Genomic DNA, 22,773 nt, shown 5'->3' on the forward strand with positions numbered 1-22,773 from the left:
TGAATGTTGGATGATGAATTTTGAATTGACCTTAATTTAAAATTCATCATCCAAAATCTATAATTAATTCTTCCTCTTCTTGTTCTTCTCCGATTTCTCTTTCAACTTTTCCTCGTTTACTTTTCCATCGTCGCTTAACAGTTCATCGCCAACCGGGGCCTCTCCATCTTTCAACTGGAAGTTGAAGATCTTATCGATGTGTACCCATTGCCCGTTTTTCCAGGCGAAGCCTTCGTAATCACCATCTGGGATAAGCGTAAACTTTTTATTGGGTTCATTGATTTCCGAAATCAGGTGATCGATCACGATCATATCCATTTCCTCATCGTAGTTCAACCTTGCCCTGGCGTTTTTCTTGTATTCGATCCCATACCGCAGTTGGTTGGGTTTTGCTGCGGAATCTTCTCTGAAGGAAAAGAAATCTCCTCCGAAAACCGGTTGTTCGTTCTCGAAATGCAGTACATCTATCCACTTACGGGTACTCCTGATGCTGTGGTCATCGAAACCGATCAGCGTGTAGAAACGTTTGTTGTTGTGTTCTTTCTGGATGATTTTATAATAAATGGCACCGATCCAGTTCCGAAAAGTTCTGATGGAGTCCAACGGTTTGTCTGTGAATTCGGAAGCATCGAACAGCGGGTGCCGTTGCAGTTCTCCGTTCTTTGTATTCATCTGGATCATCCCGCGTTGCCGGTAATAATTATCGTCCCGCATAAATTGCCAGGTGAATATCCTGAAACTACTGTCGGGCGGGTATTGAATAGAGATGGTTTGCAGGGAATCGAAGGGATAATCGAAGGAATAGGGCGTTTTAAGGGTGCGCATCAGCATACGGATGAATGCGCTGTCGGCCCGGAACCTGTCGGCCGCATTGATGCCCTGGATGATCTTTGTGGCATATTGCCGAAGGGAATCTTCCTTTACCTGAATGTCCCTGAGGTCTGCCGGAGCAATGCGCTGGGAATTGGCTTTTTCTGCCACAAAAAGCAAACAAACAGCCCCAAGTATTGCGTTCTTAAATGATTTCATGCCCATCATAACGCAAAACTGGGGCTATTTATGGTAAAAACAATGATAAAATTTGAATTGGACCATCCTCTGAACCTCCCTTTGCGCCTTTGCGCCTCCGCGAGAAAAAAAACTGCACACGTAGCCACGGGAAAGCGCCTTGCGTCAGGAACTCAGCGTCCCATATTTCCCATTCTTCGCGTCCTCAATAGCCTGTTCCACTTCTTCTGCCGTATTCATCACAAAATTATCCTTTGCCGCAACCGGTTCTTCGATGGATTCTGCGGAAAGGAACAACAACTGTGCATCTTCCAGCGCCAGTACTTCCACATCTGAATACTCCTTATCGAAAACCACAAGATGGTGTTGGGCTACATGAGTGCCATTCACTTCAATACTACCCTTTGCCACATACAGCAGCGTCCAGTACCCCGGGATTGCTTCCAGTTTTACCTCCGCCGCTCTTTCCACTTCTCCGATCATCGAAATGATGGGGGTGAACTGCTGAATCGGGCCTGTTTTCCCTTCATAGTTTCCGCTTGCCAGCCGGAATTCAACACCTTCTTTCACCAGCACTTTAGGCAATTCTTCTTTGTTTGCTGCCTGGTAGAAAGGATCTTCCCATTTCCGTGCGGCAGGTGCATTGATCCAGAGTTGGATGAACTCGTGCGTTCCGCCGGAAGCCAGCAGTTCAGGCGTGGGGCCTTCGCTGTGCAGCACCCCTTTGCCCGCGAACATCCACTGCACGCCGCCTGCTTTAATCACTTCATCGTTGCCCGCGTTATCGCGGTGGAAACCTTCTCCCTGCAACATAAAAGTATAGGGTGAAAAGCCGCGGTGCGGGTGCGGATGAATGCGTTCCTTGTGTCCGGGAGGAATGTGTTTCGGACCGCCGTGGTGGATCACGATGAACGGGTTGGCGAACCTGAAATCCTTGTGGGGAAGGGGCTGTAATATGGTTTCGTCTTCTGTTATTTTCTTTTCTCTTCCCAGGAGGATATGCGCGATGTTCTTTTTCATGAAAGGATGTTTTGAAGCATAAATGTACGGCTATATCCTTTTCCGGAAATTGGTGAAATGAACGTATCTGATGTTGATTTCGTTCAGGGCAGAAGATGGTAGCCGGTTAACCTGAAACATTGGCCCGGAGCGCTCTTGAGGGGGTAGCTCCTGACGAATGGTTAAATCACCCTGGTGAAAACACGGTCCCCGGTGGCACCGCTATAGCGGTGCCACCGGGGACGGGGAAATCACTGTATGCGACCGGGGAAAATCACCGTTTAAATTTCGACTTCAGCATCGCCAGCGCATCTTCCATGGAAGCCGGTTCTTTCGACTGTGGCTTTCTATCCATGGGTTTCTGTCCGCCCTGAACATGTTTTTTCGGTCGCAAAGAACCATTCTCGCTGGCTTCCTTAATGGATAAACTGATCCGCTTGCGTGCGATATCCACTTCCAATACCTTCACTTTTACTTTCTGCTGCAACTTTACCGCTTCATTCGGGTTGCTGATGTAATTCGTGCTGAGGTGAGAAATATGCACCAGTCCGTCCTGCTTCACGCCAATATCCACGAAAGCGCCGAAGGCGGTGATGTTGGTCACAACACCCGGCAGTATCATACCGGGAGCCAGGTCCTCTATTTTGGAAATGTTCGGGTCGTATTCAAAAACGGATATTTCATCTCGGGGATCACGACCTGGTTTTTCAAGTTCTTTCATGATATCTTCCAACGTCAGCAATCCCACTTCTTCGTTTACATATTGCCGTAACTGTATCTTTTTCCGTAATTCCTGTTGCTGAATGAGGGAGGATACATCTGCTTTCAGGTCGTCTGCCATTTTCTCCACAACCGGGTAACGTTCCGGGTGTACTGCTGAATTATCCAATGGATTTTGCGCATCGGGAATGCGAAGAAATCCCGCGCATTGTTCAAATGCTTTTTCGCCCAGGCGCGGCACTTTCATCAGTTCTTTCCTGCTTTTGAACGGCCCGTTCTCTTTCCTGAATTTAATGATATTCTCTGCGAGCGATGGCCCAAGTCCGGAGATGTAAGCGAGGAGGTGTTTGCTCGCCGTATTCAGGTTTACGCCAACTTTATTCACGCAACTGATCACCACGCGATCAAGACTTTGCTTCAACTGCGTTTGGTTCACATCGTGCTGGTACTGTCCCACACCAATGCTTTTGGGGTCAATCTTCACCAGTTCTGCTAACGGATCCATTAACCTTCTTCCAATGGAGATGGCACCACGAACGGTTACATCGTATTCCGGAAATTCTTCCCGCGCCGCTTCCGAAGCGGAATACACGGATGCTCCGCTTTCGCTTACCATGAATACGAGCACCCGGTTTTCAAAGGAAATATTGCGAACAAAAGATTCCGTTTCTCTTCCTGCTGTACCGTTCCCGATGGCAATGGCGGCGATATCATATTTTTTCACCCAGGTTTCAATCAGGTGTTTTGCTTCTTCCTGCTTATAATTCTTTTCCAGCGGGTAAATCACATCGTTGGCCAGCAGGTTACATTGTGCATCTAACGCTACCACCTTGCAACCGGTTCTGTAACCAGGGTCTATTGCCAATACGGGTTTCATGCCCAGGGGTGCGGCCAGCAGCAACTGGCGCAGGTTTTCCGCGAACACTTCTATGGCTTCAGCATCGGCTCTTTCCTTGGCCAGCGCGCGCATTTCATTTTCCAGCGAAGGCTTCAGGAGTCGTTTGTACGCGTCTGTTCCTGCAAGCTGTACCTGCTGCGCAAAAGGAGTGTTATTTTGGACGAATTGTTTTTGAATAGTATCCAGGGCATCTTCTTCTTCGGGTTGAATGGAAGAGTAGAGAATGCCTTCAGCTTCGCCGCGGAACACTGCTAATACACGATGGGATGGGCATTTGGCGAAGGGTTCATCGAAAGCGAAGTAATCTTTGTATTTCTGTCCTTCTTCTTCCTTACCAGTTACCACGAAAGATTTCAGCAATGCTTCCTTCGTGAAAAGATTACGGAGTTTATCGCGCAATACCGCGTCTTCGTTGATCCATTCGGCAATAATATCGCGTGCGCCTTTTAATGCTTCTTCCGATGAGGCTACCTGCTCGTTGAGGAAGGTGGTCGCAAGGGCTTCGGGATCGCCGGCTCCCTGTTCAAATATGATTTTCGCCAGCGGTTCCAGTCCTTTTTCGATGGCCATCACCGCCCTGGTTTTGCGTTTGGGTTTGTAGGGAAGATAGATATCCTCGAGGGTGGAAAGCGTCCAGGTGGATTGCAGTTTCTCGAGCAGTTCCGGTGTCATCTTTTCCTGCTCGGTTATGGTTTTGATGATGAATTCGCGCCGTTGGTCGATCTCTTCGAATTTCTTTTTCAGGTCCTGGATGGAGGCGATCTGCACTTCATCGAGGTTGCCGGTCACTTCTTTTCTGTATCGGGAGATGAAGGGAACGGTGGAACCTTCGTCCAGCAGTTGCATGGTGCTGGCTGCCTGTTTGCGGTTAATGTTCAGTTCCTGTGCGATGCGTTCCGCGTGTACGGTGTTGATGATCTCGTTGCTCATTGTCTGGATTTCAGGGCGGCAAACGTACCAAAAAAATCGGGGTGCCGCACGTTAAATGATGGGTGAAAATAAATTTTGAATTTTCAGTATTGTACCCCAAATTTGCAGGCATGATTGGAAAAACACAAAATATTCAGTGGTGGTGGCATACTAACCTCAATCGGGGCAGGTAATGCTATTGCTATAATTTACCATATTTAAGGCCCCGCTGGATGCGGGGCTTTTTGTTTTTGACCCATCCGGCAGGCCATACCAACAGAATTCATGCAATGAAAAAGATCAGGATAGAAACCAGGTACAGAAAGATGCTCTCAGATGTGTTCACGCCCGTGGGTATTTATCTCCGCCTCCGCGACCGTTTCCGTGATACAATCCTCCTTGAAAGTACCGACTTCCATGCCGGAGAGAACAGCTACTCTTTTATCGGCATCAACGCCATCGCAGGTATAGAGATCAGTAATTTTGGCGGAATGGAGTGCAAACTGCCCGCACAGGAACCTTTCAAAGAAAAGATTAGTTCCCCAGCCGCAGTTCCGAGTTTGCTATGGGATTTTATGAAGCGTTTCGACATCGATCCAACACCCAAAGGCATGCCGCCCACACAGGGGTTGTTCGGCTACAGCACATTTGATGCCGTGCAGTTTTTTGACACGGTTACGCTGGGAAAAACACGGGAGAACACACCTGTGATTCCACTGATGCGGTACCGGTTATACCAGTATATTATCGCCATCAATCATTATAAAGATGAATTGTATATCTGTGAGAATGTGATCTCCGGGGTGGAAAGTGAAATAGACCTGGTGGAATCATTGATCCGTTCCAAAGATGTGCCGGTGTTTCCCTTTGAAGCCACAGGCGCAGAAACATCCAACCTTACAGATGAAGAATACAGGGAAATGGTGCGCAAAGGAATCGCCTCCTGTATGCGGGGCGATGTGTTCCAGATCGTGTTAAGCCGCCGTTTCCAGCAAGCTTTCCGTGGCGATGAATTTAATGTTTATCGTGCGCTGCGCAACATCAATCCTTCTCCCTACCTGTTCTTTTTCGATTATGGCGATTATAAGATGATGGGGTCCTCCCCGGAGAGCCAACTGATCGTGAAGAACAATAAAGCGGTGGTGCATCCCATTGCGGGAACTTTTAAAAGAACCGGTGATGAAGAAACAGATGCCCGCGAAGCGAAACGTTTACTGGAAGATGCAAAGGAAAACGCCGAGCATGTGATGCTGGTGGACCTGGCCCGAAACGATTTAAGCAGGTTATGTACCGAAGTTACGGTTACCCAATACCGGCAGGTACAGTATTATTCGCATGTGATCCACCTGGTAAGCGAGGTGACCGGTAAAGTGGCGGAAGGAACTAACCCGTTTGCATTGATGGCCGTAACCTTTCCCGCAGGAACTTTGTCCGGTGCCCCGAAATTCAAAGCCATGGAACTGATCGATTCCTTTGAACCCACGCCGCGCAGCTATTATGGCGGCTGCATCGGTTTTGTCGGCTTCGACGGCAGTTGCAACCAGGCCATCATGATCCGCACTTTCCTGAGCCGTAATAATACTTTGTACTACCAGGCCGGTGCAGGTGTGGTGGCGAAGTCCAATCCAGAAAATGAATTGCAGGAAGTGAACAACAAACTCGGCGCGTTAAAAACCGCTGTAATTACTGCCGCAGGCATTCAATAAATCCATCAGGCATCATTCAATTCAAAACAGTTCAAGTGAAAATACTGGTATTCGATAACTACGATTCTTTTACCTATAACCTCGTACACCTGGTAGAGAAAATCATTCATGGTAAAGTGGAAGTGCACCGCAATGACCAGATTCCATTGGAGAAAGTTGCGGATTACGATAAAATCATTCTTTCTCCCGGACCTGGTATTCCCGAAGAAGCGGGACTGTTACTGCCTTTAATCAAACAGTATGCACCCACCAAATCCATTCTCGGCGTTTGTCTGGGACACCAGGCCATCGCGGAAGCATTCGGTGGAAAACTCACCAACCTGAGCAGTGTTTACCATGGCGTGGCTACGCCCATTGTACAGGCTCCAGTATTTTCACCTAGAGAAAACGGTATTTTTAACGGGTTGCCTGCCACCATTGAAGTAGGCAGGTACCACAGTTGGGTGGCCGATGAAGCGTCTTTCCCTGAAGAACTGGAAGTGACCGCGAAAGATGATGCCGGTTTCATCATGGGACTTCAGCACAAAAAATATGATGTGCAGGGCGTGCAGTTCCATCCCGAAAGTGTATTGACACCCGATGGGGAAAAGATGCTGAAGAACTGGCTCAAACAATAACCGTTCAACACCATCTATTCTTCACATTTACATCAGTCGAAATGAAAAAAATACTGCAATACTTATTCGAATACAAATCCCTTCCGCGTGAAAAAGCGAAAGACCTGTTGCTGCAACTGGGCCGCGGACAATTCAATGAACATGAGATCACCGCTTTCATGACGGTGTTCCTGATGCGGAGTATCACCATCGAAGAACTGCAGGGCTTCCGGGATGCGTTGCTGGAACTGTGTGTGCCCGTTTCTTTTGATGAAACGCCTGTTCTGGATATCGTAGGTACAGGAGGAGATGGGAAGAACACGTTTAATATCTCCACATTAGCTTGTTTCATTGTAGCAGGTGCCGGCCAGAAAGTGGCCAAGCATGGGAATTATGGGGCTTCTTCGGTGAGCGGAGCGTCCAATGTAATGGAACAGTTGGGTTATAAGTTCAGTAACTCGAACGATAAACTGAAAAAAGAACTGGACGAAGCCGGAATATGTTTTCTGCATGCGCCTTTGTTTCACCCCGCGTTAAAAGCTGTGGCGCCCATCCGTAAAAACCTCGGCATGCGCACGTTTTTTAACATGCTGGGACCAATGGTAAATCCCGCAAAACCAGCTTGTCAACTGGTAGGTGTATATAGTCTTGAAATGGCCCGTATCTACAATTACCTTTTGCAACAGGCAGGAACGCCCTTTACCATTATTCACAGCCTGGATGGATACGATGAGATCAGTCTTACGGCCGATACCAAAGTGATCACGCAGGAAGGCGAACGTATTATGACCCCGGAAATGTTGGGAAAAAGAACTGTCCAGTCACAGGATATATACGGAGGAAATACCGTGGAAGAGGCCGCGAAATTGTTTTCAAAGATCATCAGGGGAGAAGGATCCTGGGCGCAGAACGCGGTGGTGCTGGCCAATGCGGCGATGGCGTTGAACGGAACGGGTGCGTATGAAAACTATGAATCTGCCTATGCCGCGGCGGTAGAAAGTCTGGAAGGAAAAAAAGCATGGAACGCCTTAAATAAACTTTTGGCGCTTCAATAACCATCTCAACAGCAACAAATGAACATCCTCGATACCATCGTCGCCGAAAAAGTAAAGGAAGTAGCTGCAGCTAAAGAAAGAATCAGTAGCTGGGAACTGGAAAAAACGGAACTTTTCGGTAGAAAAACACTGAGTTTAAAGCAGTTTTTGCTTGATCCGGATAGAACCGGCATCATCGCCGAGTTCAAAAGAAAATCACCTTCCAAAGGTATGTTTAATGCCGGGTTGCGTGCTGCGGATATCACGAAGGTCTATGCTGATAACGGCGCTTCCGGCTTGTCAATCCTCACCGATGAGCCTTTTTTCGGCGGAAACAAAGAGGACCTCACCAGCGCACGTTTCAACGAGGTACCCATCCTTCGCAAAGACTTTATGATCGATGAATACCAGGTGGTGGAAGCAAAGGCCATCGGTGCGGATGTTATCCTGCTGATTGCTTCCTGCCTTTCCCCCCAAAGAGTAAAAGAAATGGCTGCCTTCGCCCATTCTTTCGGACTGGAAGTATTACTTGAAATTCACGACGATACTGAACTGAAACATATTTGCGATGAAGTGGATATGGTGGGCGTGAACAACCGCGACCTGAAAACATTCACGGTAGATGTGCAGCGTTCCATCGAATTAAGTAACTTGATCCCCGCCGGGAAGGTGAAAATTTCGGAAAGTGGTATTTCCGATGTGAACACCATCCATCAATTGACTGACTACGGATACAAAGGATTTCTGATCGGGGAAAGTTTTATGAAACAACCCGATCCTGCGATTGCTTTCTCGGAGTTTGCAAAAAAACTAAAAGAAGCAAGATGAGAATTAAAGTATGCGGAATGACGCGTCCTGAACAGGTAATGGCCCTCGATGAAATGGAAGTGCCTTTTGCGGGTTTTATTTTCTACCCCAAATCACCCAGGTACGTTTTCAAACACATGAGCGCGCCCGACCTGAAAAAAATGAAGTTGAAGAAAACCAGTAAAGTAGGGGTTTTTGTAAATACTACGGTGGACGATATTCTGCGTACGGTAGATGAATGCGGGCTGTACATCGTGCAATTGCATGGAGATGAAACGCCACGGTTTTGCGAACAGGTATCTAATTATGTAACCACAGTGAAAGCATTCCGCCTCGGCGAAAACGATCCCATCGAGTGGATGATTAAACCCTACATTGATGTGGTGGATATGTTCCTCTTCGATACCGAGGGCGCTGGTTATGGTGGTACAGGAAAGAAATTCAACTGGGAGGTATTGAAGGGAAAGTACATCAACAAGCCCTTCTTCCTGAGTGGTGGTATTCAGCCTGAAGATACCGATGCGCTTAAACAATTTGCTGTGAGTGATGTGGCGAAGGACCTCTTCGCCATAGACATTAACAGTAAGTTTGAAGTGGCGCCCGGCTTAAAAGATATGGATAAGGTGAAAGCCTTTGTTGACCAATTGAGATGATGTTAAACTGATGTGGTACCACATCAAAATGAAAACTATGGAAAGAAAATATTCCGCTCCCAACGAGCATGGCTACTATGGAAAATTTGGCGGCGCTTATATTCCTGAAATGTTGCATCCCAACGTAGAGGAACTGCGCGACAAATACCTCAGCATCATTTATGAGCCTGCTTTCCAGGAACGATTTGCGCAGTTGCTGCGTGATTATGTGGGCAGACCCACGCCGTTGTTTTACGCCGCACGTCTGAGTGAGCATTTCGGTACGAACATCTACCTGAAAAGAGAAGATTTGTGTCATACCGGCGCACACAAAATAAACAACACCATCGGCCAGATCCTACTGGCACAGCAGTTGGGCAAGAAGCGCATCATCGCCGAAACAGGTGCCGGGCAGCACGGCGTGGCCACGGCTACTGTATGCGCCCTGATGGGACTGGATTGCATCGTATACATGGGCGAGAAAGACATTGAAAGGCAGGCGCCCAATGTGGCCCGTATGAAAATGCTCGGCGCAACGGTCATACCCGCCACAAGCGGCAGCAAAACGCTGAAAGATGCCACCAATGAAGCCATCCGCGACTGGATTAACCATCCCACGGATACCCATTATATTATCGGTTCCGTAGTGGGACCACACCCTTATCCCGATATGGTGGCCCGTTTCCAAAGTGTGATCAGCGAAGAGTCGAGGAAACAGTTGCTGGAACAAACCGGTAACGAATTGCCCGATTACGTGATCGCCTGCGTGGGCGGTGGCAGCAATGCCGCGGGCGCTTTCTATCATTTCCTCGAAGAGCCTTCCGTGAAAATTGTTGCCGTGGAAGCCGCAGGTCACGGCGTTACAAGTGGGATGAGCGCGGCCACCACACAACTGGGTACGCCCGGAGTGTTACACGGCAGCAGGAGCCTCGTAATGCAAACCGAAGATGGACAGGTGGTGGAGCCACACAGCATTTCCGCCGGATTGGATTACCCCGGTATCGGACCCATGCACGCCAACCTTTTTGACACACAAAGAGGCATATTCCTGAGCGCAACAGACGAAGAAGCTTTGCAGGCAGCACTGCTCCTGTCCAGGCTGGAAGGCATCATACCGGCATTGGAATCTTCACATGCCATCTCCGCTTTAACGCAACTCAAACCAGGCAAGGACGACACTGTTTTACTTTGCCTGAGTGGTCGTGGAGACAAAGATCTCGCTACTTATATGAAAGCATTCTCATTCTAAACCGCCTATAATTGTATGTCGCGCATAGCAAACAGCTTTAAACAGGATAAGAAAATATTGAACGTATATTGTACGGCGGGTTATCCAAAGCTGGATAGTACGCTGGAAATCATGCAAACCCTCCAGGAGAATGGTGCCGATATTATTGAACTCGGTATGCCCTACAGCGATCCGTTGGCCGATGGTCCGGTGATACAGGAAAGCAGCGCACGCGCATTGGAAAACGGCATGACCATCAAAACGTTGTTCGGTCAGTTAAAAAATATGCGTCCCACCATAAAAGTACCAGTGGTGCTTATGGGGTACATGAACCCGGTAATGCAGTACGGGTTTGAAAAATTTTGTGAAGATGCCGCCGCGGTAGGCGTGGACGGATTGATTCTTCCCGATCTTCCGATGTATGAATTTGAAATGGAATACGGCGCTATCATCAAAAAGTATGGTCTCGATTTCATTTTTCTTGTAACGCCGGAAACCTCCGAAACACGTATCCGGAAGATCGATGAATTGAGCAGTGGCTTTATTTACGCCGTATCATCTTCCTCGACCACCGGAACCGATAAAGAATTTGGCAATGTAGAAACCTATTTGAAGACGCTCGCCGCGATGCAATTGAGGAACCCGATCCTGGTTGGGTTCGGTGTGAAAGATAAAAGTAGTTTCGAAGCCGCTTCCAAACATGCGCAGGGTGCGATTATCGGCACAGCCTTCATTAAAGCAATTTCAGGTGACAAACCGGTTAAAGAAGCCGCTGCCGCATTTCTGAAAACAGTATTAAGTTGATAGTATGAAACTGGCGATCGTAAAATACAATGCGGGTAATATACAATCGGTGTTGTATGCAATGGATAGAATAGGGGTGAGCGCAGAAGTAACGGACGATCCGGAAATGATCCGGTCTGCCGACAAAGTACTTTTCCCGGGTGTGGGAGAGGCTTCCACGGCCATGAATTATTTAAAGGAACGTAAACTGGACGAGTTGATCATCTCTCTGAAGCAACCGGTGCTGGGGATTTGTCTGGGCATGCAATTGATGTGCAGGCATTCCACGGAAAATGATACAGATTGTCTGGGCATCTTCGATGTTGATGTAAAGCGGTTTCAACCAGCTGAAGGCGCATCCGAAAAAGTGCCGCAGATTGGCTGGAATGCCTTGTATGACCTGAAAACACCTTTGTTTGAGGGGCTGGATAATGATGCTTACGTATACTTCGTGCATAGCTATTATGCGGCGCAAAGTCCTTATACCATTGCATCTACCAATTATGTGCTTCCTTATTCCGCAGCCCTTCACAGGGATAATTTTTATGGTGTGCAGTTCCACCCGGAGAAAAGCGCGGATGTGGGGCAGAAAATACTGGAAAACTTTATTAAACGGATATAAGCATTTAAAAACAGCTTTGGATGCAAAGGCATATGTACTTTTGTGAAGAAGCTGTCTGAATTTATACTACAATTTAAAGCCGGGACATGCAGGTAGTTGAAGTGCCATTGGATACAGTGTGGGAAATGAGACAGAAAGTGATGTATCCTCATCTTTCTCTGGAAGAAATCAAATTGGAGGAGGATAATAAAGGGATGCACTGGGGCATAAGGGAAGATGACCGTTTTGTATCGGTGGTATCGCTCTTTCAACATGGGCATGAATGGCAATTCCGGAAATTTGCCACATTGAAGGAGTTGCAGGGCAGGGGATATGGAACGTTGCTGCTGAAGTGGCTGATTGGATTTGTGCAGCAAAAAGGTGCAACTAAATTATGGTGCAATGCGCGTGTGAATGCACTTGGCTTTTATAAAAAACAGGATTTTGAACCGTTTGGCGAAACATGGAACCAACTGGGGTTTCAATTTGTCAAAATGCAATTATTATTTAAAAGAAATATGGAAATAATTCCGGCCATTGATATCATTGAGGGGAAATGTGTTCGGCTAACACAAGGCGATTATGCGCAGAAAACAGTGTATAATGAAAATCCGTTGGAGGTAGCCTTGGAATTCCAGGATGCAGGATTGAAAAGATTGCATCTTGTCGACCTTGATGGTGCAAAAGCTGGTGCGGTGAAGAATTGGAAAGTATTGGAGACCATTGCAGGTAAAACGGGTATGGTCATTGATTTTGGTGGAGGAATTAAAACCGAAAAAGATGTGGACATCGTTCTAAACTCAGGTGCTGCACTGGCAACCGTTGGCAGTATTGCCGTTAAGAATAAGGAATCGCTGTTGCATTGGATGAAGCAGTTCGGCGCGGAAAAATTCTTATTGGGCGCCGATGTGAAAGAAGGAAAGATCGCCATCTCCGGCTGGTTGGAAGAAACGGATATTGAAGTGGTGGAATTTATTCGCGCTTATAAGGAAGAAGGAATCCAACAGGTATTCTGTACGGATGTGAGTAAAGATGGGTTATTGCAAGGGCCATCTACAGAACTGTATAAAGAAATCCTGGATGCGTTGCCGGGACTTCATTTTATTGCCAGCGGTGGGGTAAGTACATTGAAGGATCTGGAAGATTTACAACAGATTGGTTGCGCCGGGGCAATTGTGGGCAAAGCTATTTATGAAGGAAGGATAACTTTACAGGAGCTTAAAAAATTTCAAAGCTGATTTATGCTGACAAAGAGAATCATCCCCTGTCTGGATATCAAGGATGGCAGAACTGTGAAAGGAATCAACTTTGAGAACATCCGCGATGCGGGAGATCCGGTGGAACTGGGCGCTTTGTATGCGAAAGAAGGAGCGGATGAATTGGTGTTCCTGGACATCACGGCCACGAATGAGAAACGGAAAACTTTAAGTGAATTGGTGAAGCGGATCGCACAACACATCAATATTCCATTTACAGTGGGAGGCGGCATAAGTACGGTGGAAGATGTAAGTGTGATGTTGCACAATGGAGCCGATAAGATATCTGTCAATACCGCAGCCTATAAAAATCCTTCCATTATTGAAGGAATGGCAAAGGAGTTTGGCAGCCAGTGTATTGTATTGGCCATTGATACAAAAAAAGAAGCGGACGGGGAATGGTATGTTTACCTGAATGGCGGACGCGTAAAAACTGACACAACATGTCTTGAGTGGGCCCGAAGGGGCGTAGAGGCCGGAGCGGGTGAAATACTGCTTACTTCAATGAACAACGACGGAACAAAACAGGGCTTCGCTTTGGATATTACCAAAACGCTGTCTGAAACGCTCCCGGTACCAGTGATCGCTTCCGGGGGTGGTGGAACCATGCAGCATTTTACAGATGTTTTCCAGACTGCGCATGCTGATGCAGCACTGGCAGCAAGCATCTTTCACTTTAAAGAGATAGCGATTCCTGATCTCAAGGAATACCTGGCACAACAGGGTATTACCATGAGACGGTAAACCAACGATAAACGATCATATTAAACACCAACAATGCAGGTAAATTTCTCTAAATATCCAGATCAGCTTGTTCCCGCCATCGTTCAGGATGCTCAGACCAAAATGGTCCTGATGCTGGGCTTCATGAATGAAGAAGCGCTAAAACAGACGGAAGAATCAGGGAAAGTAACTTTCTTCAGCAGGTCCAAAGGAAGGTTGTGGACCAAAGGAGAAGAGAGTGGGAATTTCCTGATGCTTAAAAACATCGCGGTAGATTGCGACAACGATACTTTACTCATCAAAGCCGAGCCAGTTGGGCCAGTTTGTCACACTGGTGCTGATACTTGCTGGAACGAAGAAAATCAGGAAACAGATTTTCTTCCATACCTGGAGAAAGTGATCGCTGAAAGAAGAGTACTTCCGGTCGAAGAGTCGTATATAGCGAAGTTGTTCTCCAGGGGCATCAATAAACTTGCACAGAAAGTAGGGGAGGAAGCCGTGGAAGTAGTGATCGAGGCAAAAGACAACAACGACCATTTGTTCCTGGAGGAATCTGCTGACCTATTGTTTCACTACCTGATGCTGCTCCAGGCCAAAGGGTTCACATTAAAAGATGTTACCGGGGTGCTTCGCGAAAGGCATGTTAAAAAATAGGGTGGGGTTTTATCTGCTGGTAAAACAAGTTAACTTCAGGTGTTTGATATAGTAGTTTAAAAGTAAATTTTGTGGTATGAAACAGGGGAAGTTTGCGGCTATGATGCATTGGGCGGCAAAATGCAGGATGATGATGTTGCTGTTGCTGTTGTTGTCTTCTGCGCTTATGGCTCAGGAGAACACTGGATTCTCTATAAAGGGTAAGATAAGTGGCTGGAATGATGGTAAGAAACTGGCGGTATTTAATGAAGAACTGGGTGGGGGACCACTTGCCACAACGGTGGTAAAGGACGGCACATTTCTGCTCAAGGGAAAAACAGATGAAGCGAAGCCTTATTTCATCGGTGAAGAAGGAACGGAGGAAAGAATATTTGTTTTCCTGGACAATTCAAATATCGAACTCAGCGGACATAAAGATTCGCTTAGAGAAGTAAAGATCAATGGAGGAACTGCACACAATGACTACAAAGCATTTGTAGACGAATTCTCTCCTTTGTTTGCGGAAGTTAATCAGCTTTCTAAAACAGCGCAATCAGGTTCGGGGAAGGCTGATTCATTGCAGACGCTGATTGAAAGCAGGATCAATTTTATACAGGAAGAGATAGACCGCTTTATTGAAAACAAAAAAACTTCAGCTGTTGCACCTTTTGTTATACTGGTGACCGGAGATATAAGCAGCGATCCGTCAATGAAACAACAGCGTTTTGACAAACTGGCAATCCCTGCTAAGGAGAGTTACTTTGGAAAGATACTGGCAAAGTCCATCGCTGACGCAAACATTGGCCAGATAGGAAGCATTGCGCCTGAGTTTTCCCAAAACGATGCGAACGGTAACTCCATAACGCTGTCATCATTTAAAGGGAAGTACGTGCTGCTTGATTTCTGGGCAAGTTGGTGTGGGCCATGTCGTATGGAAAATCCTAATGTGGTGCAAGCTTATGAGCAGTTCAAGGACAAAAACTTTACGGTGTTGGGTATTTCACTGGACAAAGACAAAACGGCCTGGTTAAATGCCGTGAAGGAAGATAAACTGAACTGGACCCAGGTAAGCGATCTTAAATTCTGGGAGAATGAAGTCGCTCAAATGTTCAGGATACAAAGTATTCCCCAGAATTACCTGGTTGATCCAACTGGTAAAATCGTGGCCCGCAACCTCAGAGGTCCCGTATTGATAGAAACGCTGGAGCATATATTGGGCAAATAGGCCTTCTCAGTTTACCCTTGATGATAGAAAAGACTGTGGTAACCTGCAATTGAAGATATACTCAGAAGTGGAAGCGAACGATTGTTCATCGGTCAACTGATAGCATGTGTTCAATTATCTAGGGAATAAAAGTGGTTTTGAACTGATTTCATAAATCCAAATAAGGGTTATGGAAATCAGTTGAAGATATTCACATGGCGCTTTTCGGAACTAAAAAGTCATTCTATTTACTAGTAAGAAAAGTCTCAAATTCGGCCAGAGAAAAACTACTCAGGTTCCGCTCTTTGGTTAATAAACCTTTTCTTGCCGCCAGTACGCCGTAGCGGGTATCCGCAAATCCTGAAATAGCGTGCGCGTCAGGATTAATGGAGAGCAACGCCCCCTTTTCAAGGGCATAAGGAATCCATTGCCAATCGAGGTCCAGTCTTCGGGGATGGGCATTGATCTCTATTACGACGTTGTTGGCTACGCAGGCTTCAATAATCTTTTTATGGTCAATAGGGTAACCGTTGCGGCTTAGAAGAAGACGCCCGGTGGGATGCCCCAGTATTCTTGTGTAGGGGTTTTCAATAGCGCGTAATAGTCTCGCCATTGCTTTTTCCTCTGGCATCTTGAGGTTGGAGTGGACCGAGGCAATTACCAGGTCGAATGTTTTCAACACTTCTTCAGGATAATCCAGGGCGCCGTCGTTCAGGATATCTGATTCGATACTTTTGAAAATGCGGAAAGGCGCGTATTTTTTATTTAGCGCTTCTATCTGTTGGTGTTGCGCAATCACGCGTTCTATCGTCAGGCCATTCGCATAGGCGGCAGTACGGGAGTGGTCGCTGATCACAAGGTATTCTTTGCCATCTTTGATCAGTGCTTCAGCCATCTCCTCGAGTGTATTGCTGCCATCGCTCCAGTTGGAGTGGGAGTGAATGATGCCTCTTATATCTTCCGGAGTAATGAGTTCAGGTAATCCTTTGCTTTGGATTTGTTCGTAAATACTGGTTTCTTCCCGTAGGAAGGCGGGCACAAAAGGCGCTGAAGCCTGCGCGAATATTTCTTCCTCCGATGGATAAGGCTGATCGGTAATTGCGGGGAATCCAGCCAGGAAAGAAGGTGTGGCGGTGGTCTCAAACAAAAGTCTGGCGAAGTTGGATGGATCTGCGAGGTGGAATACCAGGGTAACGTTTCCGGAAGTTTTATACACTTTCTGCCCGGGATCAGCCGGCTGTTGTTCCACGTTATAATGCAAAAGAAACTCGTGCAGGATAGCTTCTTGCAGGGTAACCACCCACTCCAGTTTATCAATGGTGATGGCCTCTCTTCTGAATTGTCCGGTGTGGGCTATTTGTGCGTCCGGGAATTTTTGAAGGAGCGCGGTATGCAATTCTTCCGCTACAGGTTCTATTTGCGCATAAAGAAAATGCCCCTGGTGGTTCAGGAAGAATTCGATGGATTGTTTTACGTTCTCCTGGGTTTTTGCGCCAAAGCCTTTGAACAAGGTTAACCTGTTCTCATTGCAGGCATACAAGAGTTCACCTATTGATTCTATCTCCATTTCTTTCCAGATGGTCGAGATTTTTTTGGGACCCAATCCTTTGATCTGCATCATTTCAATAATGCCTGGAGGGGTTTTCAGCATGATCTCATCCAGTACTGCAAGACGGCCCGTATTCAGCAACTCTTTTATTTTAGCCGCGGTGCTGTCGCCAATTCCTTTGATGCCGGCGATCTGTTCCTGTGGCAACTGGCTCAGCGGAGCAGGCAACTTTTCTATGGTGAAGGCGGCTATACTATAATTCTTTGCCCGGAAACTATTCTCTCCGTGAATGTCCATCAGTTTCGAAAGCAGGGAAAAATGATCGGCGATGCTATTGTTATCCATGGTACAAATGTAAATGGAAGTTGCAGAATAGCGGAGAGAAGGAGGAGGATTATCTGAAGAAGAACATCGGGCTAAAAACAAGAAAGGCTCCCGATTGGGAACCTTTCTTTATACTTTAAAAGCTTTTTGAATTAGGCTTTTTTAGCAGCGGCCTTTTTAGGAGCAGCTTTCTTTGCTACTTTTTTAGGAGCGGCTTTTTTAGCGGCAGCCTTCTTAGGAGCGGCTTTTTTAACAGCAGCTTTTTTAGGAGCCGCTTTCTTTACAGCGGCCTTTTTAGGAGCAGCTTTTTTAGCGGCAGCTTTCTTAGGAGCAGCCTTTTTTACAGCGGCTTTCTTAGGAGCAGCTTTTTTTGCAGCCTTCTTAGGGGCGGCTTTTTTTGCAGTTGCCATTGTTGTTTGAATTTAAAATGGTTAGTAAATAATACATTAAAAATAAAAACAAATTTGCAACCGCCAAAATTTTTTAGGCAGAAACTTCTACTGCGCTAACAGACACCAGAGTTTTATCTCCCTTTGTCTTGCGGAATTCAACCACACCATCTGTAAGTGCAAACAGCGTATAGTCTTTACCGACACCTACGTTCTTACCGGGATGGTAAACAGTACCACGTTGGCGAACGATGATGTTACCGGAGATAGCAGACTGACCGCCGAATATTTTAACACCGAGTCTTTTGCTTTGGGAATCGCGGCCGTTCTTTACACTACCTTCCCCTTTTTTGTGTGCCATGATTAGAGAATTTAATTAGATTAAGCGATTTCGTTGATTTTGATCTTGGTGAAGTGGGTTCTGTGACCGGTCTTCTTACGGAAACCTTTCCTTCTTTTCATTTTGAAGGCGATCACTTTATCACCCTGAACATGATCCAGGATCTCAGCTTTAACGATAGACTTCACAGACGCACCTACCAAAAGGCCGTTCTCTCCGTCAACCATCAATACATCAGAAAACTCTACTTTATCGCCGGCGTTTCCAGATATCTGGGGAACGTACAAAGTTTGGTCCTTCTGAACCTTGAATTGCTGACCGGCTATTTTTACGACTGCGAGCATAATTTTTCCAAAATTAGGAGTGCAAAGGTAGGGTTTTATTCCTAACCTCCAAACAATTAATTATAATTTGTTTGGCAAAGATATGCGTTCCACTCCGACCCTGAAAAGATATATTTGCACACGGAACGCATCATTACTATGAAATTCAAATCTTTCCTGGCAAAACCCTTTGCCGCATATATATATAAGCAGGTTCGTAAAGGCATGCAAACCGCACTGGCAGATCAGGATCAGATCCTGAAAAACCTGCTGAAAACCGGTGGGCAAACCGTGTTCGGAAACGACCATAAGTTATTGGACGTCAAAGATTACCAGGCTTTCAAACAGGCCGTTCCCGTCAGGGATTATGAACAATTGAAAGGCTATATTCAGCAGGTAAAGGAGGGGAAACACAACATCCTCTGGAAAGGGCAGCCCATCTATTTCGCCAAAACCTCCGGTACCACCAGCGGTACCAAATATATTCCCATCTCCAAAGATTCCATTTCCAATCATATCAACTCAGCCCGGAACGCCTTACTCTGTTACATGGCGGAAACCGGCAACCACGCTTTCGCGGATGGGAAAATGATCTTTTTATCAGGTTCTCCCGTACTAGACAGGGTGGGGGGCGTGCCCACCGGCAGACTGAGCGGCATCGTGAACCATCATATCCCCGCATACCTCCGCAAGAACCAGCTCCCGTCGTATGAAACAAACTGTATCGAAGACTGGGAAACAAAACTGGACCGCATCGTGGGAGAAACGCTGAAGCAGAACATGACCCTGATCAGTGGTATTCCACCCTGGATGCAGATGTATTTCGACCGGATCCAGGCGAAAACGGGCAAACACATTAAAGATGTATTCCCCAACTTCTCCGTGCTGGTACACGGCGGCGTGAACTTCGAACCCTATAAAGCAAAGTTGTTCGACAGCATCGGGAAGAAGCTTGCTTCCATTGAAACATTCCCGGCTTCCGAAGGATTCTTCGCTTTTCAGGACAGCCAGGAAGCGGAAGGCCTGTTGCTCAATACGAACAGCGGGATATTTTTCGAATTCGTTCCGGCCGCGGAAATATTCAGCGAAAATCCAACGCGCCTCTCCTTGCATGAAGTCAAACTGGGAGAGAACTACGCACTGATTGTAAACAGCAACGCAGGATTGTGGGGCTATAACATCGGCGATACCGTGAAATTCGTTTCCCTCAATCCTTACCGCATCGTGGTAACCGGAAGAATCAAGCATTTTATTTCGGCCTTCGGCGAACATGTTATCGGCGAAGAAGTGGAATACAGTCTGATGAAGGCAGCTGAAGAAACCGGCACGCGCATTACTGAATTTACCGTGGCGCCATTCATCAGCCAGGTCGATGGCCAATCTTACCACGAATGGTTCATCGAATTCGAAGAAGTGCCGGCAAACCTGGAGGCTTTCTCCGAAATGGTGAACACCAACCTCCGCAAGAAGAATATCTATTACGATGACCTCATCACCGGCAATATACTCGCGCCGCTGAAACTGACGCCCATCCGCAGAAATGGCTTTATCGACTACATGAAACAACTCGGAAAACTCGGCGGACAGAACAAAGTACCCAGATTGAGTAACGATAGAAAAATTGCGGACGAATTGTTGAAGTTCAGGGTGTAAGCAATTTCAACTTCGAATGTTGGATTTTGCATAAAGGAACGGTTGATGATGAACATCCTTCGAAACAGCTGGATGGCGGCAGATTGCCTGCTCGCGGTATCATAGTTTATTCTTCCACGAATTAGAGAGATTAATGTTAATTTATCTTTTCAGTATTAATATAATATGCTGTTAATCATTATGTTGTAATCCGGATTTCAAATTCCAATTTCAAAATTCAAAATTCCCCCAAAAAATCTCCCCACTCTTTGGAATTTATCCTAGTTTTGCGTATCCAAAAAACACAAGGAATTCATTCACAACTAATATAGAACTGAAGTTGAACAACCAGGCAAACCATATTCATCACACTACCTCAATCAATGCCAGGATTGTAACTGATTTTGTGTTTTCTTTTTTACCGAGACCACGACGTGGTGTCTGACAGGACGAGCAGGTAACCCCTAGCCCCTGTCAGTGGAAAAATCCCCCCGTTATACCTGACACGATACGTGTTTTCTGACTGTATTACAATCATATTACAATTTACAGAGTTGGAAAATCAATCCATTATTATCAGAGTAGCTACTCCTGATGATAAACACTACGCTACCACTATTACCGACGAAATGGAGTCTTCCGCGAAAGCGCGTGGAACAGGCATCGCCAAACGTTCTCCCGAATACGTTGCCACGAAAATGGAGGAAGGAAAAGCCGTTATCGCCCATACCCCCGATGGTACCTGGGTGGGCTTCTGCTATATTGAAACCTGGGAAGGCGAATATGTGGCCAACAGCGGGCTGATCGTTTCCCCCGAATTCAGGAAAAGTGGCGTCGCCAAAGGAATCAAGAAAAGAATATTCGACCTCAGTCGCGAAAAATACCCCGATGCAAAGCTGTTTGGTCTAACCACCGGTCTCGCTGTGATGAAGATCAACAGCGAACTCGGGTATGAACCCGTGACTTACTCCGAACTCACCCAGGATGAAGCTTTCTGGGCCGGCTGTAAAAGCTGTGTGAACTACGACATCCTGATGAGCAAGGAGCGTAAGAACTGCATGTGCACCGCCATGCTCTACGATCCGAAAGATCATTACGAACCAAAGGAGACCAAAGAACATTTCGAAGAAAAATCGAAAGTGTACGAACGCCTGCTGCGTTTCAAACAGAACAGGCTCGTGAAGCTCCTGCGCCTGGGAAAAGAGAAATCTTCTTTTATCCGGTCGCTCTTCCATTTTTAACCCATTCAATCATTTCTGCAATCAATTATCATGGCTAAAAAAGTTGTACTCGGTTTCAGCGGAGGTCTGGATACCTCCTACTGTGTTAAATATCTCGGTGAAGACAAAGGTTACGAAGTGCACTCCATTATCGTGAATACCGGAGGTTTTACGCGGGAAGAGCTGGAAAAGATTGAACAACACGCCTACAAGCTGGGTGTGAAAACGCATACCACCGTGAACGCGGTGAAAAGTTATTACGATTCCATCATCCGTTTCCTGGTATATGGAAATGTGCTGAAGAACAATACTTATCCCCTCAGTGTTTCCGCGGAGCGCCTGAGCCAGGCTTTACACATCGCGGAGCACGTGAAAACACTGAACGCCGATGCCGTGGCACACGGTAGTACCGGTGCCGGAAATGACCAGGTGCGCTTTGACATGATTTTTAATATCATGATCCCCGGCGTGGAAATCATCACCCCGATCCGTGACCTGAAACTCAGTCGCGAAGAAGAGATCGCTTACCTAAAGGGCAAGAATGTGGACATGAACTTTGAAAAGTCCATGTATTCCATCAACAAAGGCCTGTGGGGAACAAGTGTGGGCGGAAAAGAAACCCTCAACTCACGGGGAGTATTACCCGAAGAAGCATGGCCCACGCAGGTGACCGCCACCGGTACCGAAGAAGTGAAGCTTAGCTTTGAAAAAGGAGAGCTGAAAGCTGTGAATGATCAGTCTTTCGAGCATCCAACAGATGCGATCATTAACCTTCAGTCTATCGCCGGGAAATACGGCGTGGGCCGCGATATACATGTGGGCGACACCATTATCGGAATCAAGGGCCGCGTTGGATTTGAAGCCGCCGCTCCCATGGTGATCCTGAAAGCGCACCACGCGCTGGAAAAGCACGTGCTCACCAAATGGCAGCTCAACTGGAAAGACCAACTGGCATTGTTCTACGGCAACTGGCTGCATGAAGGACAGATCATGGATCCCGTAATGCGCGACATAGAAGCCTACTTCATCAGCTCTCAGGAAAATGTTACCGGTGATGTATTTGTGCAGCTGAAGCCTTACCATTTCGTTGTTTCAGGCATCGAATCCAGCTTCGACCTCATGAGCAGTAAATTTGGTAAGTATGGTGAGATGAACAACGGATGGAGCGGAGAAGATGTGCGTGGCTTCAGTAAGATCTTCGGCAACCAAACGATGATTTACCACCAGGTGAAGGAAAGTAATTGATTATAAATTCAGCA

Annotated in this window: 22 protein-coding genes; 15 read left to right on the forward strand and 7 right to left on the reverse strand. The window is 46.7% G+C overall.

Annotated features, from left to right (window positions below; genetic code table 11):
• Positions 1-63: 63 nt before the first annotated feature.
• From M4J38_RS19525 to M4J38_RS19535, 3 genes are all read right to left on the reverse strand, one after another.
• Positions 64-1,029 carry a hypothetical protein gene (locus M4J38_RS19525; RefSeq protein WP_251761494.1) on the reverse strand — a complete coding sequence of 322 codons (966 nt, stop codon included), beginning with the start codon at positions 1,027-1,029 and terminating at the stop codon, positions 64-66.
• Between the two features lie 144 nt (positions 1,030-1,173).
• Positions 1,174-2,028 carry a pirin family protein gene (locus M4J38_RS19530; protein ID WP_251761495.1) on the reverse strand — a complete coding sequence of 285 codons (855 nt, stop codon included), beginning with the start codon at positions 2,026-2,028 and terminating at the stop codon, positions 1,174-1,176.
• Positions 2,029-2,281: 253 nt separating this feature from the next.
• Positions 2,282-4,555, reverse strand: coding sequence for a Tex family protein (locus M4J38_RS19535; RefSeq protein ID WP_251761496.1), 2,274 nt, complete (start codon positions 4,553-4,555; stop codon positions 2,282-2,284).
• 269 nt (positions 4,556-4,824) lie between these two features.
• Here M4J38_RS19535 and M4J38_RS19540 point away from each other — a divergent pair, with 269 nt between their 5' ends.
• The 12 genes from M4J38_RS19540 (at position 4,825) to M4J38_RS19595 (ending at position 15,758) form a co-directional block, all read left to right on the forward strand.
• Positions 4,825-6,240, forward strand: a complete 1,416-nt coding sequence (locus M4J38_RS19540) for an anthranilate synthase component I family protein (RefSeq protein ID WP_251761497.1) — start codon at positions 4,825-4,827, stop codon at positions 6,238-6,240.
• 35 nt (positions 6,241-6,275) lie between these two features.
• Positions 6,276-6,857, forward strand: coding sequence for a gamma-glutamyl-gamma-aminobutyrate hydrolase family protein (locus M4J38_RS19545; RefSeq protein ID WP_251761498.1), 582 nt, complete (start codon positions 6,276-6,278; stop codon positions 6,855-6,857).
• A gap of 41 nt (positions 6,858-6,898) precedes the next feature.
• The gene (gene trpD / locus M4J38_RS19550; RefSeq protein WP_251761499.1) at positions 6,899-7,891 is read left to right on the forward strand and encodes an anthranilate phosphoribosyltransferase; all 993 of its coding nucleotides are present in this window, start codon (positions 6,899-6,901) and stop codon (positions 7,889-7,891) included.
• Positions 7,892-7,909: 18 nt separating this feature from the next.
• Positions 7,910-8,698 carry an indole-3-glycerol phosphate synthase TrpC gene (gene trpC / locus M4J38_RS19555; RefSeq protein ID WP_251761500.1) on the forward strand — a complete coding sequence of 263 codons (789 nt, stop codon included), beginning with the start codon at positions 7,910-7,912 and terminating at the stop codon, positions 8,696-8,698.
• The gene (locus M4J38_RS19560; RefSeq protein WP_251761501.1) at positions 8,695-9,330 is read left to right on the forward strand and encodes a phosphoribosylanthranilate isomerase; all 636 of its coding nucleotides are present in this window, start codon (positions 8,695-8,697) and stop codon (positions 9,328-9,330) included. Before trpC ends, M4J38_RS19560 begins: the two co-directional genes overlap by 4 nt.
• Positions 9,331-9,367: 37 nt before the next feature.
• The gene (gene trpB, locus M4J38_RS19565; RefSeq protein WP_251761502.1) at positions 9,368-10,558 is read left to right on the forward strand and encodes a tryptophan synthase subunit beta; all 1,191 of its coding nucleotides are present in this window, start codon (positions 9,368-9,370) and stop codon (positions 10,556-10,558) included.
• Between the two features lie 15 nt (positions 10,559-10,573).
• Positions 10,574-11,341 carry a tryptophan synthase subunit alpha gene (gene trpA, locus M4J38_RS19570; protein WP_251761503.1) on the forward strand — a complete coding sequence of 256 codons (768 nt, stop codon included), beginning with the start codon at positions 10,574-10,576 and terminating at the stop codon, positions 11,339-11,341.
• A gap of 4 nt (positions 11,342-11,345) precedes the next feature.
• Complete coding sequence (gene hisH, locus M4J38_RS19575; RefSeq protein WP_251761504.1) at positions 11,346-11,942, forward strand: imidazole glycerol phosphate synthase subunit HisH; 597 nt, start codon at positions 11,346-11,348, stop codon at positions 11,940-11,942.
• 86 nt (positions 11,943-12,028) lie between these two features.
• Positions 12,029-13,159: a 1-(5-phosphoribosyl)-5-[(5-phosphoribosylamino)methylideneamino]imidazole-4-carboxamide isomerase gene (hisA, locus tag M4J38_RS19580; protein ID WP_251761505.1), complete on the forward strand. Its 1,131-nt coding sequence runs from the start codon at positions 12,029-12,031 to the stop codon at positions 13,157-13,159.
• 3 nt (positions 13,160-13,162) lie between these two features.
• Positions 13,163-13,921, forward strand: coding sequence for an imidazole glycerol phosphate synthase subunit HisF (gene hisF / locus M4J38_RS19585; RefSeq protein ID WP_251761506.1), 759 nt, complete (start codon positions 13,163-13,165; stop codon positions 13,919-13,921).
• Positions 13,922-13,954: 33 nt separating this feature from the next.
• Positions 13,955-14,554, forward strand: a complete 600-nt coding sequence (hisIE, locus tag M4J38_RS19590; RefSeq protein WP_251761507.1) for a bifunctional phosphoribosyl-AMP cyclohydrolase/phosphoribosyl-ATP diphosphatase HisIE — start codon at positions 13,955-13,957, stop codon at positions 14,552-14,554.
• Positions 14,555-14,630: 76 nt separating this feature from the next.
• On the forward strand, positions 14,631-15,758 hold the full coding sequence (locus tag M4J38_RS19595; RefSeq protein WP_251761508.1) for a TlpA disulfide reductase family protein: 1,128 nt from the start codon (positions 14,631-14,633) through the stop codon (positions 15,756-15,758).
• A 223-nt stretch (positions 15,759-15,981) separates the two neighbouring features.
• Here M4J38_RS19595 and M4J38_RS19600 read toward each other — a convergent pair whose 3' ends face one another.
• From M4J38_RS19600 to rplU, 4 genes are all read right to left on the reverse strand, one after another.
• Complete coding sequence (locus M4J38_RS19600) at positions 15,982-17,631, reverse strand: DNA polymerase/3'-5' exonuclease PolX (protein WP_251761509.1); 1,650 nt, start codon at positions 17,629-17,631, stop codon at positions 15,982-15,984.
• 131 nt (positions 17,632-17,762) lie between these two features.
• On the reverse strand, positions 17,763-18,020 hold the full coding sequence (locus M4J38_RS19605) for a hypothetical protein (protein WP_251761510.1): 258 nt from the start codon (positions 18,018-18,020) through the stop codon (positions 17,763-17,765).
• Positions 18,021-18,093: 73 nt separating this feature from the next.
• Positions 18,094-18,360, reverse strand: coding sequence for a 50S ribosomal protein L27 (gene rpmA, locus M4J38_RS19610; RefSeq protein WP_251761511.1), 267 nt, complete (start codon positions 18,358-18,360; stop codon positions 18,094-18,096).
• Between the two features lie 20 nt (positions 18,361-18,380).
• A complete protein-coding gene (rplU, locus tag M4J38_RS19615; RefSeq protein WP_251761512.1) occupies positions 18,381-18,683 on the reverse strand; it encodes a 50S ribosomal protein L21 in 303 nt (100 codons plus the stop codon).
• Positions 18,684-18,821: 138 nt separating this feature from the next.
• Here rplU and M4J38_RS19620 point away from each other — a divergent pair, with 138 nt between their 5' ends.
• From M4J38_RS19620 to M4J38_RS19630, 3 genes are all read left to right on the forward strand, one after another.
• Complete coding sequence (locus M4J38_RS19620) at positions 18,822-20,315, forward strand: GH3 auxin-responsive promoter family protein (RefSeq protein WP_251761513.1); 1,494 nt, start codon at positions 18,822-18,824, stop codon at positions 20,313-20,315.
• A gap of 533 nt (positions 20,316-20,848) precedes the next feature.
• Positions 20,849-21,535 (forward strand): GNAT family N-acetyltransferase, encoded by a 687-nt coding sequence (locus M4J38_RS19625; RefSeq protein WP_251761514.1) that lies wholly within the window; start codon positions 20,849-20,851, stop codon positions 21,533-21,535.
• A gap of 30 nt (positions 21,536-21,565) precedes the next feature.
• The gene (locus M4J38_RS19630) at positions 21,566-22,759 is read left to right on the forward strand and encodes an argininosuccinate synthase (RefSeq protein WP_251761515.1); all 1,194 of its coding nucleotides are present in this window, start codon (positions 21,566-21,568) and stop codon (positions 22,757-22,759) included.
• Positions 22,760-22,773: the final 14 nt, after the last annotated feature.

Source organism: Parasegetibacter sp. NRK P23 (assembly GCF_023721715.1).
Taxonomy (GTDB): Bacteria; Bacteroidota; Bacteroidia; order Chitinophagales; family Chitinophagaceae; genus Parasegetibacter.

Coding starts and splice junctions, on each gene's coding strand:
- trpB (WP_251761502.1), top strand. CDS start 9,368: ATGGAAAGAAAATATTCCGCTCCCAACGAGCATGGCTACTATGGAAAA.
- rplU (WP_251761512.1), bottom strand. CDS start 18,683: ATGCTCGCAGTCGTAAAAATAGCCGGTCAGCAATTCAAGGTTCAGAAG.
- hisIE (WP_251761507.1), top strand. CDS start 13,955: ATGCAGGTAAATTTCTCTAAATATCCAGATCAGCTTGTTCCCGCCATC.
- hisF (WP_251761506.1), top strand. CDS start 13,163: ATGCTGACAAAGAGAATCATCCCCTGTCTGGATATCAAGGATGGCAGA.
- M4J38_RS19535 (WP_251761496.1), bottom strand. CDS start 4,555: ATGAGCAACGAGATCATCAACACCGTACACGCGGAACGCATCGCACAG.
- M4J38_RS19620 (WP_251761513.1), top strand. CDS start 18,822: ATGAAATTCAAATCTTTCCTGGCAAAACCCTTTGCCGCATATATATAT.
- M4J38_RS19605 (WP_251761510.1), bottom strand. CDS start 18,020: ATGGCAACTGCAAAAAAAGCCGCCCCTAAGAAGGCTGCAAAAAAAGCT.
- M4J38_RS19595 (WP_251761508.1), top strand. CDS start 14,631: ATGAAACAGGGGAAGTTTGCGGCTATGATGCATTGGGCGGCAAAATGC.
- M4J38_RS19630 (WP_251761515.1), top strand. CDS start 21,566: ATGGCTAAAAAAGTTGTACTCGGTTTCAGCGGAGGTCTGGATACCTCC.
- hisH (WP_251761504.1), top strand. CDS start 11,346: ATGAAACTGGCGATCGTAAAATACAATGCGGGTAATATACAATCGGTG.
- trpC (WP_251761500.1), top strand. CDS start 7,910: ATGAACATCCTCGATACCATCGTCGCCGAAAAAGTAAAGGAAGTAGCT.
- trpD (WP_251761499.1), top strand. CDS start 6,899: ATGAAAAAAATACTGCAATACTTATTCGAATACAAATCCCTTCCGCGT.
- M4J38_RS19530 (WP_251761495.1), bottom strand. CDS start 2,028: ATGAAAAAGAACATCGCGCATATCCTCCTGGGAAGAGAAAAGAAAATA.
- M4J38_RS19540 (WP_251761497.1), top strand. CDS start 4,825: ATGAAAAAGATCAGGATAGAAACCAGGTACAGAAAGATGCTCTCAGAT.
- trpA (WP_251761503.1), top strand. CDS start 10,574: ATGTCGCGCATAGCAAACAGCTTTAAACAGGATAAGAAAATATTGAAC.
- hisA (WP_251761505.1), top strand. CDS start 12,029: ATGCAGGTAGTTGAAGTGCCATTGGATACAGTGTGGGAAATGAGACAG.
- M4J38_RS19560 (WP_251761501.1), top strand. CDS start 8,695: ATGAGAATTAAAGTATGCGGAATGACGCGTCCTGAACAGGTAATGGCC.
- M4J38_RS19525 (WP_251761494.1), bottom strand. CDS start 1,029: ATGAAATCATTTAAGAACGCAATACTTGGGGCTGTTTGTTTGCTTTTT.
- rpmA (WP_251761511.1), bottom strand. CDS start 18,360: ATGGCACACAAAAAAGGGGAAGGTAGTGTAAAGAACGGCCGCGATTCC.
- M4J38_RS19600 (WP_251761509.1), bottom strand. CDS start 17,631: ATGGATAACAATAGCATCGCCGATCATTTTTCCCTGCTTTCGAAACTG.